A 13,790-nucleotide genomic window follows, 5' to 3' on the forward strand; every position below is an offset into this window, starting at 1 on the left:
GACAAAATTGAGCGTATAGTGAATTCAAAAGATACTTTTCTATTACGCGTAAAGTCTTTTTCTGGACGACAACATAATTTTGATTTGATATGATTTAAACTAGTTATTTGTGAGTTGAATTTTGAAATTGCTTCTTTAGTATTCATTTTATTCTCCTTGTAAATAGATTTGTTAAGTTCTACTTACAAGGGCCACTTTTATCCTTTTTAAAAGGATGATCAGATAAAAGTGGCCTCACATTTTTATGAAGTTGTCAAGCATAAAAAAACCCGCATCAAAAAAATTGATACGAGGTTTCTTAACTTAATGCCATTGTAGTTCAACTAGTGGTTTTGATTGTAAAATAGGACAACATTCGTTGTTCTCATTCCAGCATTTCGTGCTGCTGTCCGTTTTTCCATTAAATTCACTTTGTGAATTTGGAAAAAAGGCAGCGAAGGGAGAGAAACGACCGGAGGAGTGAAGCACAAAGTGCTGAACGTTGCCTGGGAAATAAGATACATATGATGAAAACAAAAATATTTATTTTGTTTTTCTTATAATACATTAGAATAAATAGTAATCAAAAAGGATTAATTATCTACATTAGAATTAATCCTTTTTATGTTTAAGAAAATATTGGAAATGATTATATAAAATACGTATAAGCTTACAAAATAAAGGTTTAAATTGTGTTATTAGTTTCTTTAAGTAATGTTTCAAAATCTTCAATTGGCATAGGTTTAGCAAATAAAAATCCTTGTGCCATATCACATTGCGAGCTTTGTAGAAACTCAGCTTGCTCCTGTGTTTCTACACCTTCAGATAGGACTTGTAAATTCAAATCTTTAGCGATATTAATAATCCCTGAGACTACATATTTATCTTTTTTATCTAATCCATCAGGTTTAAAAAATCCTTTATCTAATTTTACTATATCTACAGGAAGTTCCTTAAGTAAATTTAATGAAGAATATCCACAACCAAAATCGTCTATAGATAGTATAAATCCCATTTTTTTTAATGCATTAATCATATTCAAAACATCAGATACATTTTTTAAGAAAATATTTTCTGTAAGCTCTAATTCTAAGAGATTTGAAGGAATTTTATATTCATCAACAATCTTTTTAAAAGAATTGGCAAAGTTATTATTTGCTACATGTAGCCTAGATACATTTACAGAAATAGGAATAAGAGGTTTATTGTTATCAATCCATTTTTTTAGTAAGGTACATACTTTTTTATATACATAAAAATCTAAGTCAACAATATAACCGTTACTTTCAAAAAGAGGAATAAATTTATCGGGCGAAATCAAACCTTCTAACGGGTGCTGCCATCTTACAAGCGCTTCAGCACCTATAATTTCCTTAGTTGTAAGGGAAATTTTAGGTTGTAAGTATACAACAAATTCATTCTTTTTTAAAGATGATGCGATAGAATTTTCCAAAGCCTTTTCATGTAATAATTCTTTATGTATTTTATCATCATAAAATGATAAAGTATTGGTGAGGGATGTTTTAATAGTTCTTTTTGAGTGTTCAGCTTTTCCCACTATTAAAGAGATATCATATTCTTTTTTATGTATGATATAAATTCCCTTTTTCATAAAAAGCGTATAATTGTTATCCTTAATACTTTTGATTTCATTGCATTTATTATGTAATAAAGAAAGTCTTTTTTTAACACTATTTTTATCTTTAAATTTTAGTAACAATACAAAAGTATCATCAGAACGTCTTGCGCAGAGTTCATCTGTTCCTAAATTTTTATTGATTATATTAGATATTTTAGCTAAAATTTTATCACCAAATTTATATCCAAAAGTATAATTTATATATGAAAAATTATCAATATCGGTACATACTAAAGCAAATTGTTCTTTTTTGTTACTTTTTAATATTAATTCAGCATCGACCCTAAATTTATTATAATTCAGACCACCGGTCACTGGGTCAGTATAAGCTATTTTTTTCATTTCATTATATTGTTTAAATTTAATTGATATAATAGTTAATAGGATAATAATTATGATTAAGAGCAGTAACATTATACTGTAAGAGTGTGTTATCATAATAAACCCAAGCCTTCTAATTAAGTTTTAGTATTGGTAGTATATCGTAAAACCTTAAAAATATCAATATGAATGGAAAAAATAGTAATATATAAATTATAAATGTTTTAAATTATATATAAATTGGAAAATGAAGGCATACAGGTAAATAGAAGAGTATAAAAATATAAAACTTATTTTATATTTTGCTTTTCTTTACTCTGTTGCAGACAAGTTAAATATTGTATATACTAGAGAAAAAAGAATGGAAATAATATAATGAAAACATCAATTTATGAATTTTTAAAAAAACATGCAGAAAAAAATCCTGTATCATTTCATATGCCGGGACATAAGGGTTCTGATTTATATAAAAAATTGGGATATGAAAGCTTTATGAGGGATTTTTTAGATTATGATATAACTGAAATACCTGGAGCAGATAATTTATTTCAAACGGAGGGTATTTTGAAAGAAACACAAGACCGTTATGCAAAGCTTTATGGCGTTAAAAAATCATATTTGCTTATTAATGGTACAAGTGGAGGTATTATTGCAGCTATACTTGCTTCAGCAGTAAAAAGTAAAAAGCTAATAATGGCTAGAAATAGTCATAAATCAGTATTTAATGCTTTGACTTTGGGTCAAATTCAGCCTATTTATGCTTATCCTGATATGATAGCGGATCATGGAATATCAGGTAGTGTTTCTGCGGGTGAAATAGAAAGGCTTTTAAATGAAAATCCAGATGCTGATGCAGTGATTTTACCAAGCCCTAATTATTATGGAATTTGTAGTCCTATTAGGGATATTGCAGAGGTTGTGCATAGGCATAATAAAATTTTAATTGTAGATGAAGCACATGGTGCACATTTAAAATTATTTGAAAGTATAAATAATACATCAAATAATAAAAAGAATTTGCAATTGCCAAAGTCAGCTGTTTCATTAGGTGCAGATATTGTAATCAATAGTATTCACAAAACCCTTGCATCTTTAACGCAAAGTGCCGTATTACATTTAAATTCAAATAGAGTAGACCAATATTTGCTTGAGGATAAGTTGCAATGTATAGAGAGTACAAGTCCGTCATATATTTTAATGGCTTCACTTGATATTTCCGCAGATATTTTGGAAGAGCATGGTATGCAACTTATGGAAGAATGGAAAGATAATATAGAGAATTTTTATAATAGAGCTACACAAATTCCCGGTTTACAAATTATTAATAATTTGAAAGGACTAGATTGGACTAAGATAAATCTTAACATGAGTGGTGCTGGACTTTCCGGAGCGGAATTAGAAAAAATTCTCATAGAAGATTATGGGATATATACGGAACTTGTAACAGGTGATGTATTAATGGCAATGTCTGGCATTGGAAATATAAAACAAGATTATGAAAAACTTGCAAAAGCATTAGAAGAAATTTCTTATAAATATTACAAAATAAAAAATGAAAAAAATAATGACAAAAAAAGAAAATTAAATTTACCAAAGCAAGCAAAGTTATTTGATATTCCAAAAGAAAAGAAAAAAATCAAGTTAGAAGATGCAGAAGGGTATTTATGTGCAAGCTCAATTATTCCATATCCACCGGGTATTCCAATACTTTGCCCAGGAGAATTAATAGAAAAGGGAGTAATTGAATACATTAAGGCTCTTCGCTTTTCAGGAGAAAAAGTTATCGGAGTAAATGAACTTGGAGAGATTATTGTATCTTATGATAAATATAATAAATAAGATAAATTAAATAATTACGGGTATTATTTTAGCAAATCTCTAGGAGAAAAAATTAATGGTTAAAAAATAATAATGATTTTTATATTTAAATAGTCACTATATATTTAATCATATTTTAAAAATAATTGGTGTAATGATATTCCAAACTAAATAAAATTTAATGAATACATCGTATTTAATATTAAGGGAAAAAGGAGAGATTATTTAATGAAATTCGGAAGCATGAAACCAGAAAGAGTTGCAAAAAATGTTTTTATTTATTTGACAATTCTTATAATAATAAACTATATTTCAATACCTAATATTATTGTGCCTTTAGGAACTGTCGTTACTGAATTACAAAATAATTTATTAAAAATTGAATTTTACATTGAAAAAGCAGTAATATTTATTATTTATTTAATTCTATTAAGGCTTTTTTGCGAAATAATATATAACATTATTTTTGCATGCCATTTGTATATAAATAATAAAATAAATAAATAATTTTTCATTCCTATTAAGTAAGAACAATTTTGAATAAAGAAAGCAGGTTTTAAATTTGGACAAGGCATAATCGATTGTAAAAACTGGAAGGTGATAATATATTATGAAAATTAATAAAAATGTAACTTTAATAATATTGATATTGATAGTAATGATAAGCATAAGCAGCTGTACGAATCCTTTAAAAATTAAAGATAAATCAAAGGTACTTTCACAAAGTAATTTTCAATTAGACACAATTGTAAAGATAAATCTATATGGCTGGGAAGATGAAGCAATTTTTAATGAAGTCTTTGATGAAATTGGAAGATTGGAAAAAATTTTAAGCGTAGATTATGAAGGAAGCGATTTAGATTTATTATGTAAAAATGCAGGTACTAAGTGGACAACTGTATCTCCTGAAACTTTAGAGATTTTAAAAACAAGTATATATTATTCGGAATTATCGGAAGGGTATTTTGACATAACAGCAGGGCCACTTATATCATTATGGAATATAAAGGATGGAAAAGGGTACGTACCAAGTTCAGAAGAGATAGAAGAAGCAAAAAAGTTCATCAATTATAAAGATATTTTGTTTCAAAATGAAAAGGAGGTAATGCTAAAAAATCCCGGAATGAAAGCAAATTTAGGCGCCATTGCAAAGGGCTATATTGCTGATAGAGTAAAAGAACTGCTCTTAGAAAAGGGTGTAAAAAGTGCTATTATTAATTTAGGTGGTAATATACTCGTAGTTGGTGAACCACCAGAAGGAGGAGAATTTAATATTGGAGTTCAGGATCCTTTAGGAGAAACCGGTGAAGCCATAGGTATTTTACAAATAAATGATAAGAGTTTAGTATCATCAGGATCATATGAAAGATATTTTGTATATGAAGGAAAAAAATATCATCATATTTTAGATCCATTTACAGGATATCCCTCTGATAATAATTTATCAGGTGTAACAGTAGTTTCGGAAAAATCCACAGATGGTGATGCCCTTTCAACAATAATCTTTTTACTTGGAGAAGAAAAAGGCATGAAATTAATTGAAAGTATTTCAAACACAGAGGCTGTTTTTATTGATAAAAAAGGTAATATTCAAGTTAGTACAGGGCTACAAGATAAATTAATAAAAAACTAAGAGGTTTTTAGATATGGTTAAAAAGGCTGATATATATTTAGGCATAGTAATGTTAGTTTTGGGAGTTTTATTTTTTCTTTTTATATTGTTCTTTCAGGAAACAGGTAGTGAAGTTGAAATTACAGTGGATGGAGAACTTTATGGAAAATATTCATTAGATAAAGATGCGGTAATAGATATTGAAAAAAATGGTCATATAAATAAATTGGAAATTAAAGATGGAAAAGCTAAAATGATTTATGGGGATTGCCCCGATCAATATTGCGTAAAACATAAATCCATAGATTCTACAAATGATACTATTGTATGTTTACCTAATAAGGTAGTAATTACAGTTATTAACGGAGAGGAAAGAAAAATAGATGCAATCACAAACTAAAAAAATAGCTATCAGTTCAGTATTGATTGCTCTTGCCATTATTTTTTCTTACGTAGAGGTTTTAATTCCTTTTAATTTTGGAATTCCGGGAATGAAACTGGGGATTCCCAATATTGTTGTTATATTAGCTCTTTATACTATAAGTGCAAGTTCAGCTTTAGAGATTAATTGTATTCGTATTATACTTGTAAGCGCCATGTTTGGTAGTTTCTCTATGGCTATTTACAGCTTTGCAGGAGGTTTTTTAAGTTTTGGAGTTATGTATTTTTTAAAACGTACAAATAAATTTAGTATTATAGGGGTTAGCATGGCGGGAGGAGCATTTCATAATATAGGCCAACTATTAATGGCAGCAGCAATCGTTGAAAATATAAAAATGCTGTATTCTCTTCCTTTATTAATGATTATAGGAATGATTACAGGAATAATTATTGGAATAATAAGCCATAAAATAATTAAAAATTTTGAATAAATTAACAACTTATAATGATAGTTAAAGAATTGACAAGTTGAAAAGGTGAAGTTATAATAAATGTAAATACAAAGATAATTATAAAAAGTTAATATTTTCTCTGAATTTCCAATTGACAATAGGTATATTGCCGATGGAAACGTTAGGGTAATAAAAGTGATTTTATTGTCTGCCAGTGTGCAAAGGAGAGATAGGCCCATTTTGGGAGTATCTTACCTTTGCTTTTTTTTATGAAAAAGCTGGTAAATATGAATATAAAATTATTTTAATTATGAAAAATTGAAAGGCGGGAACCAATTAATTATGAAAAGATTAAAATTTTCAAAAGAAAAATGTATTGGCTGTCAATTATGTTCTCAAGTATGTTCAGCTATGAAAGAAGGTGAGTATATTCCTTCAAAAGCACGAATTGGAATTGAAACTTACTATGATAAGGGCAAAGAAATAAAGTATCATGATTCTTATTGTATTCTTTGTGGTATTTGTAAAAAGAAATGTCCTGTAGATGCAATTACTCTTGGGGAATATATTCAAGTGGATATGGATAAATGCATTGGCTGTGGAGTTTGCGCTGAAGTATGTCCTAAGCATGTAGTAAAAATCAGAGATGAAAAGGCATATATATGTGATACTTGTAAGGGTGATCCTGCATGTGTTAAGACTTGTCCACAAAACGCTTTGACGTTTGAATAATAGAGAAAGGAGATATGCACGATATGACAATGTTAGGATATCAAAACAAATTTTTGAGAATTGATTTAACTAAAAAAGGAGCAAAAACAGAGCCTCTTCGTATGGATTGGGCTGAAAAATATATTGGATCAAAGGGTTTAGCTATCAAGTATTTATACGAGGAACTAAAACCTGGTATTGATCCTCTTTCATCAGAAAATAAACTGCTATTGATGACAGGACCTCTTACAGGTACTCCAGTACCATGTTCTGGTAAATTATCAATATCAGCAAAGTCACCTGCAACAGGAACCATTAATGATTGTTCCATTGGAGGGCATGTAGGAATTAAAATTAAATTTGCAGGTTATGACGCCATCATGTTTGAAGGAGTATTAAAAGAGCCGGGATATGTACTCATTGAAGACAGTAAAATTTCCTTTAAAGATGCAAAAGATCTTTGGGGAAGGGGATCACATGAAGCGGAAGCAATTTTAGCAGAAAAATATGGTCATGAATATAGTATTTTATCTATCGGACCTGCTGGTGAAAATCTTGTAACTATGTCTTGTATTAATTCTGACTATTATAGACAGGCAGGAAGAGGTGGCATTGGTGCTGTTATGGGTAGCAAAAACCTTAAAGCTATTGTAATTAAAGGTACCGGTGGAGTAAAAGCTGCTAATATTGTGGAAACTACAAAAAGAATTGTAGAGATTCTTCATGAAGATGTTCTTCAAGAAGATAATACATTTATTTTTGACTGTGGTACAACAGCATTCCTTGAAGCCTGTAATGATGGAGGAATTCTTCCTGTAAATAACTTCTCAGATACAACAGATGAAAGATGGACGGAATATAATGGAGATGTACTACTTGAAAAAAGAGCAGGAAAACGAGGATGCGGAAGCTGTGGCCTTGGATGTGGTAACTTTTTAAAGTATGGAAATGCTATTTGTGAAGGACCTGAATATGAAAGTATCGCTGTAGCGGGCCCTAATGCAGGAATTAGAGATCCGGAAGCTATTGTTAAATTTAATCAGGTAGCTGATGACGTTGGACTTGATACAATCAGTGCAGGAGATACTATTATCTGGGCTATGGAAATGACAGAAAAGGGAATTCATGATTTTGGTATTAAATTTGGCGATAAAGAAAAAATGATAGAATATTTATATTTAATGGCAAAAAGAGAAGGCGTTGGTGCTGATCTTGCGTTAGGTGTAAAACTTGCTTCTGAAAAATATGGAGGTACAGACTTTGCTATGCATGTAAAGGGACTTGAATATCCTCAATATGAACCTCGTGGTTCATGGGGAATGTCACTTGCATACGCAGTGTCAGACAGAGGTGCCTGCCATATGAGAGCTTATGCTCCAAATGAAGAAGTATTTGCTGCTTCTATACCCCCATATACTCCTGAAGATAAAGGTCAGATGGTATATAATCTTGCAGAACATAATGCAGTAAAATTCTGTTTATGTATTTGTGACTTTTGGGGTACAATAACTATGGAAATAATGGCAGAAATGATGACAATTGTTACAGGTAAAGAATGGTCTGTTCAAGAAATGAAAGACGTAGCTTGGAGAACAATTCAGATTGCAAGAGCCTTTAATCAAAGAGAAGGCTTTAATAGAAAAGATGATACTATGCCAAAACGTCTTGCTAAAGAAGCCTTGAAAAATGGTCCTGCAGCGGGGCAGGCAATTCCTCAGGAAGCTTTTGAAGATATGCTTAATCAATATTATAATGTACTTGGCTGGGATGAAAATGGAATGGTTCCTGAAAGTATTATTTGCCAACTGTAATTTAGCACATTTTAAAATAAAGATTTGAGATAGTAATAAGTATGTAATTAAAAAAGGGTGGAATTTTTTATATGAAAATTCTGCCCTTTTAAGTATAATGAGATATAAAGAAATTTTTTATTATTTTATTAAATATAAAATTAAAGAAGGGGAATCTTATGAAAATTACCATTACATTAAGAGGAAGTTTATTGAAATATTTTAATGGAGATAAAGAAAGGGTAGTGGAAGTTCCTGATTCATGTACTTGTGAAGAGGCCTTGGCCACTGTTGGAATTAATTGGCGTGAAATAAAAAGCTTTGGATTTGTAGCTATAAACGGTAAAAGGGTTATGATCTTTGACCAATTAAAAGAAGGAGATGAGTTAAAAGCATATCCTAGAATTTCAGGAGGATAAATTAGAGTTTTCATAAACCAAATAAGTATGACTTATGAATATTTAAACAAATAAATGAGCAGATAATTATCTGCTCATTTATTTGTTTAATTCAAGGGATTTCAGACGTATGTTTACTTGACAAGAATATATACTATTGATATAATTTGGTCTAGTTGGTTTTAATTAAAAAAGTTAGAAATAAAGAGAGGTAAATTATGTTTAATAAGAAAATCTTAGCAATACTTTTAGTTCTATGTCTTTGTATCGGTTTATTTGCCGGATGTGGAAATAGTGAAAAAAATACAGATTCTGATTCCAACTCAGATACCACAGCACAGTCACTAGATGGAGAATCTTTGTTTATTTACTGTGGCGCAGGAATGACAAAACCTTTTACCGAAATTGTGGATCTTTTTAAAGAAAAAACAGGAGCAGATGCAACTGTTTCATTTGGGAACTTAGCTCAAATCAGTAGCCAGATCAATACTTCACAAGAAGGAGATCTATTTATAGCGGGAGATCAAGATGATTTAGCAACCTTTGATGAAGGAATTATCACAGATACAAAACCTTTGGTTAAACATATACCGGTTTTAGTAATACAGAAGGGAAATCCTAAAAATATATCAAAAATTAAAGATTTGGCAAATAGCGATATAAGACTAGTTTTAGGTGATAATCAATCTACGCCTATTGGTAAAATAGCTGATAAAGTGTTAAAAAATCAGGAAATTTTTGATAAAGTAAATATTGTTTCAAGAGCAACTACAGCTCCTGAAATCGCAAATGTACTGTCCATGGGAGAATGTGATGCAGCTATTGTATGGAAAGAAAACGCAAATAATGATGGCGTGGAAATAGTAGATACAGATGAACTGGATGGTTTCATAAAGACTATACCAGCGGCTAGCATAAGTTACAGTAAAAATGAAAAAGCAAGAAAAGCATTTTTAGAATTTTTAGATACAGATGAAGTTATTGCAATATGGCAGAAATATGGATATGAGCAGGTAGAATCAGATAAGGAATAAAAATGAATATCAAACAAAGTTTAAGAAAGATAAGCTTTTTTGATGTGATAACAATTTTAATAGCAAGCATTGTTATACTCTTTATTTTAAGTGTAGTAGTTATGCTTATTTTCAAAGGAATTGCTAGCATAAATAAAGAATTTTTTTCAAAAGAGATTATATTTGCTTTAACTCTTAGTTTATCTACAGCAAGTATATCAACAATTGTTTGCCTTTTATTTGGTATTCCCACTGCTTATGTTTTAACCAAAACAAAGATACCTTTTAAAAGATTTTTTGAAGTTTTAATCGAATTACCGCTATCTTTACCTAATCTTGTTTTAGGATTAAGTCTTTTATTAATTTTCGCATCACCTTTTGGAAAGATGTTAAGTGAGGCAGGGTTTAGAGTTATTTTTTCCAAAGCCGGAATTGTTATGGCACATACGTTAGTAAATCTGCCTTTTGTAATTCGGATGATAAAAACTGCTTTTAGAAGTGTGGATAAAAGACTGGAATTTATAGCACAAAGCTTGGGTGCTTCAAAATTTAAAAGTTTTTTGCTAGTTACTCTTCCGTTATCGAGAAATGCTATTGTAGGAGCAGTAATTCTTGCATGGTCAAGAGCATTGGGAGAATTTGGAGCAACTCTTATGGTAGTTGGTGTTACAAGAATGAAGACAGAAACTTTACCTGCAAGTATTTATTTGAATATTGCAACAGGTGATATGGGAGCTGCTATGTCTTCAGCAGTTATTTTGTTAATTATATCAGCTGCATCATTGTTTTTATTTAATTGTTTTCAGAAAGATATGAGATGATTGTAAATAATTATACGTAAGGAGTAGTATATGAAGAAGAATAATATGGTGTGTGTAAATAATTTTTCTTTAGCTCTTGGAGATTTTCATCTGAACCAGATTTGTTTGGATATAGAAGAAGGAGAAATCTTTGCTATATTAGGTCCAACAGGAGCCGGGAAAACAGTACTACTTGAATCGATTGCAGGAATATATGAAGGGGAAAAAGGAGTAGTATTTTTAGATGGAAAAAGAGTTTGTGACAGTGCTCCTAATAAAAGAGATTTAGCATTCGTATATCAGGATTATGCACTTTTTCCTCATATGACTGTTATGGAGAATATTAAATTCGGATTAAAAATGAAAAAAATAGATAAAAACAAAGGTAATGAAAGAATCAATGAGCTTATCACTCTATTAAAGATTGAACATTTGATGAACAGATACCCTGCTAATTTAAGCGGAGGTGAAAAACAGAGAGTTGCTTTAGCACGTGCACTTGTTTTAAATCCAAAATTACTACTTATGGACGAGCCTTTTTCTGCTTTAGACCCTAAAACAAAAGAACAAATGTATCAACTTATAAAAAAGATACATGAAGCCTTTGGTTGTACAATTATTTTTATAACACATGATTTTAATGAAGCGCAAAGATTGGCATTTCGTATTGGAATTTTAATTGGTGGAAGTATAAGAGGCGTATGTGAAAGTCAAGCTCTTTTCCATGGAAATATGGAAAAAGATGTGGAAGATTTTCTAATAAGAAAAGAAATTAACATGAAAATGGTTAGTAATTTAAATTAAAGTGCAAATCAGTATAAATATAAGTTATAATGGTTTCTGTGATTGAGACAGCGTTGCTGTAATGTAGAAACCATTGAAACATGTCTGCAGTTACAAATTGGTCTGCAGAATATGGAAACATGTTATAATGATTCTTGTGATTGAGACAGCGTTGCTGTAAGGTAAGAATCATTGAATTATGCTTGGAAACTTGTGTCATGATATAATGGTTTCTGTGATTGATACAGCGTTGCTGTAATGTAAAAACCATTGAAACATGCTTGGAAACTTGTGTCATGATATAATGGTTTCTGTGATTGATACAGCGTTGCTGTAATGTAAAAACCATTGAAACATGCTTGGAAACTTGTGTCATGTTATAATATAATATAAAGAAAAGGAGGCGTAAGATGATATATATTTCAGATGAAGATATCGATCGATTAATTAAAGAAGATGTACCTTATATAGACCTTACCACATGGGTATTAGGTTTTGGAGAGGAAATTGGAAGAAGCATATATTTTACAAGGCAGGATGCTGTATTATGCGGAACAGAAGAAGTTATCCGTATTATGAATAAATTGAACATAGAAGTAGAAGCTTCAAAGCCTTCAGGAAGTCTTATTAAGAGCGGAGAGAATTTTTTGACTGCTAAAGGTAAAGCGAAGGATCTGCATATGGCATGGAAGATGTGCCAAAATATTTTTGACCATTGTTCAGGTATGGCCACGAAGACAAAAGAGTTGGTAGATATTGTAAAATCAGAAAATCCTAATATGGAAATTGTAACAACAAGAAAATGTTTCCCTGGAACAAAAGCATTGGCTGTAAAAGCAATTATGACTGGGGGAGCATATCCTCACAGATTAGGGCTTTCAGAAACAGTCCTTGTTTTTAAACAGCATACTAATTTTATCGGTGGATTTGAAGGATTTATAAAGGAAATCCCTAATATAAAGCATAAGCTTTGTGAAAAGAAGCTTATCGTAGAAGCAACGTCCATAGATGAGGCTGCTAAGTTATGCGAGGCAGGAGTTGATGGTATACAATTTGATAAATTAACGCATGAAGTTTTAAAAGAAGGTGTACCTAAATTACGCAATATTTCTCCAAATGTGCTTATATTAGCTGCGGGAGGCATAAATGAAAAAAATGCAAAAGAATATGCTAAAACAGGAGTAAATGCAATTGTTACTACAAGTTTATACCAAGCTAAGCCAATTGATATTGGAGTGAAGATTGAAAAAATATAAATTTTTTGAATGGAAATTTGATAGTTATAGTTCATGTAACAATTTTTTATAAAAATATGATACTTATAAATAAACCCCAATAAAAAAATATTTTTTTATTGGGGTTTATTTATATCTTTAATTTGTTATTTTTTAAGCGGTTTTATCGAATATCAATCCTGTTTGATTTATTCCCAAAGGATCTTGTGCCATCGTACTCTCATATGTAGTTTTTGCTTCAATGGTAATTTGTTTAATATTACTTCCTTCTATTTTACTTTCTTGCTCTCTTCTTGCAAGTTCAGTATTAGCTTCTGCTTGGCTTATTACTTGTTCAGATACTAATTCCTGAATTTCCTCTTCTGTTAAGGTAGAAAGATTAATAGTGCTTGAATCATCATCTTCAGTTGATGATGATGTACTCTGCTCAATAATTTCTGAATTATTTAAAGCGCTGTCTGTCTGGGTCACAGAAGAAGAATTAATATTTAAATCTTCTTCTGAGTCATTTTGAGAAGATAAATTTGACATTAATGAGTTTAAACCGGCATCACTAATTTCTATTGAATCAGTTTTACGAGTTATTGCTTGCTCAATAGGAAGAGATTGCTTGTCCGCAGTAACTTTACCTTCTTCGTCTTCTGTTGAAGTAATGGAATTTAAGGTTTCTTTAGAGCTTATTGAATATTTCTCATTCGTATTGTAATAATTACTAATTGCTTGAATCATGATTTTACCTCCTTTCTCTTTTTATGAAAAATTACCCATATATATACTATCGCATGTATATGTTATTTCTGTGAAAAATTTTAATATATTTAAAATTTTCTTTATTTTAGGGAAATTTAAAAAGCTACA

Annotated in this window: 14 protein-coding genes; 11 read left to right on the forward strand and 3 right to left on the reverse strand. The window is 30.3% G+C overall.

What is annotated here, in order from left to right; translation table 11 throughout:
* Positions 1 to 664: 664 nt before the first annotated feature.
* Positions 665 to 1,960 carry a putative bifunctional diguanylate cyclase/phosphodiesterase gene (locus tag K292_RS0114065; protein ID WP_169515473.1) on the reverse strand — a complete coding sequence of 432 codons (1,296 nt, stop codon included), beginning with the start codon at positions 1,958 to 1,960 and terminating at the stop codon, positions 665 to 667.
* Positions 1,961 to 2,314: 354 nt separating this feature from the next.
* Between K292_RS0114065 and K292_RS0114070 the strand changes: the two genes are divergently transcribed.
* The 10 genes from K292_RS0114070 to K292_RS0114120 all read left to right on the forward strand — a co-directional run bounded on the left by K292_RS0114070 (position 2,315) and on the right by K292_RS0114120 (position 11,718).
* Entirely contained in the window at positions 2,315 to 3,778 is a 1,464-nt protein-coding gene (locus tag K292_RS0114070; RefSeq protein ID WP_027400371.1) for an aminotransferase class I/II-fold pyridoxal phosphate-dependent enzyme, read from the forward strand.
* 589 nt (positions 3,779 to 4,367) lie between these two features.
* Complete coding sequence (locus K292_RS0114080) at positions 4,368 to 5,390, forward strand: FAD:protein FMN transferase (protein WP_037373316.1); 1,023 nt, start codon at positions 4,368 to 4,370, stop codon at positions 5,388 to 5,390.
* 13 nt (positions 5,391 to 5,403) lie between these two features.
* Positions 5,404 to 5,769 (forward strand): NusG domain II-containing protein, encoded by a 366-nt coding sequence (locus K292_RS0114085; protein ID WP_027400374.1) that lies wholly within the window; start codon positions 5,404 to 5,406, stop codon positions 5,767 to 5,769.
* Complete coding sequence (locus K292_RS0114090) at positions 5,753 to 6,241, forward strand: Gx transporter family protein (RefSeq protein WP_027400375.1); 489 nt, start codon at positions 5,753 to 5,755, stop codon at positions 6,239 to 6,241. The genes K292_RS0114085 and K292_RS0114090 overlap by 17 nt, the downstream gene beginning before the upstream one ends.
* Positions 6,242 to 6,544: 303 nt before the next feature.
* Positions 6,545 to 6,934, forward strand: a complete 390-nt coding sequence (locus tag K292_RS17330; protein WP_051280794.1) for a 4Fe-4S binding protein — start codon at positions 6,545 to 6,547, stop codon at positions 6,932 to 6,934.
* Positions 6,935 to 6,957: 23 nt separating this feature from the next.
* Entirely contained in the window at positions 6,958 to 8,724 is a 1,767-nt protein-coding gene (locus tag K292_RS0114100; RefSeq protein WP_051280795.1) for an aldehyde ferredoxin oxidoreductase family protein, read from the forward strand.
* 158 nt (positions 8,725 to 8,882) lie between these two features.
* Positions 8,883 to 9,122 (forward strand): MoaD/ThiS family protein, encoded by a 240-nt coding sequence (locus K292_RS0114105; RefSeq protein WP_027400377.1) that lies wholly within the window; start codon positions 8,883 to 8,885, stop codon positions 9,120 to 9,122.
* Positions 9,123 to 9,319: 197 nt separating this feature from the next.
* A complete protein-coding gene (gene modA / locus K292_RS0114110) occupies positions 9,320 to 10,135 on the forward strand; it encodes a molybdate ABC transporter substrate-binding protein (protein ID WP_027400378.1) in 816 nt (271 codons plus the stop codon).
* A 2-nt stretch (positions 10,136 to 10,137) separates the two neighbouring features.
* The gene (locus tag K292_RS0114115; protein ID WP_156900548.1) at positions 10,138 to 10,935 is read left to right on the forward strand and encodes an ABC transporter permease; all 798 of its coding nucleotides are present in this window, start codon (positions 10,138 to 10,140) and stop codon (positions 10,933 to 10,935) included.
* A 30-nt stretch (positions 10,936 to 10,965) separates the two neighbouring features.
* The gene (locus K292_RS0114120) at positions 10,966 to 11,718 is read left to right on the forward strand and encodes an ABC transporter ATP-binding protein (RefSeq protein ID WP_027400380.1); all 753 of its coding nucleotides are present in this window, start codon (positions 10,966 to 10,968) and stop codon (positions 11,716 to 11,718) included.
* On the opposite strand, the gene K292_RS18760 is transcribed toward K292_RS0114120, so the two are convergent.
* Complete coding sequence (locus K292_RS18760) at positions 11,702 to 12,046, reverse strand: hypothetical protein (protein WP_156900549.1); 345 nt, start codon at positions 12,044 to 12,046, stop codon at positions 11,702 to 11,704. The two genes, K292_RS0114120 and K292_RS18760, sit on opposite strands and share 17 nt — an antisense overlap.
* Before the next feature lie 61 nt (positions 12,047 to 12,107).
* On the opposite strand from K292_RS18760, the gene modD reads away from it, so the two are divergent.
* On the forward strand, positions 12,108 to 12,953 hold the full coding sequence (gene modD / locus K292_RS0114125; RefSeq protein ID WP_037373319.1) for a ModD protein: 846 nt from the start codon (positions 12,108 to 12,110) through the stop codon (positions 12,951 to 12,953).
* Between the two features lie 132 nt (positions 12,954 to 13,085).
* Here the strand turns inward: modD and K292_RS0114130 are convergent, their stop codons facing one another.
* Positions 13,086 to 13,661 carry a hypothetical protein gene (locus K292_RS0114130; protein WP_027400382.1) on the reverse strand — a complete coding sequence of 192 codons (576 nt, stop codon included), beginning with the start codon at positions 13,659 to 13,661 and terminating at the stop codon, positions 13,086 to 13,088.
* Between the last annotated feature and the right edge of the window lie 129 nt (positions 13,662 to 13,790).

Source organism: Anaerovorax odorimutans DSM 5092 (genome assembly GCF_000426305.1).
Lineage (GTDB): Bacteria > Bacillota > Clostridia > Peptostreptococcales > Anaerovoracaceae > Anaerovorax > Anaerovorax odorimutans.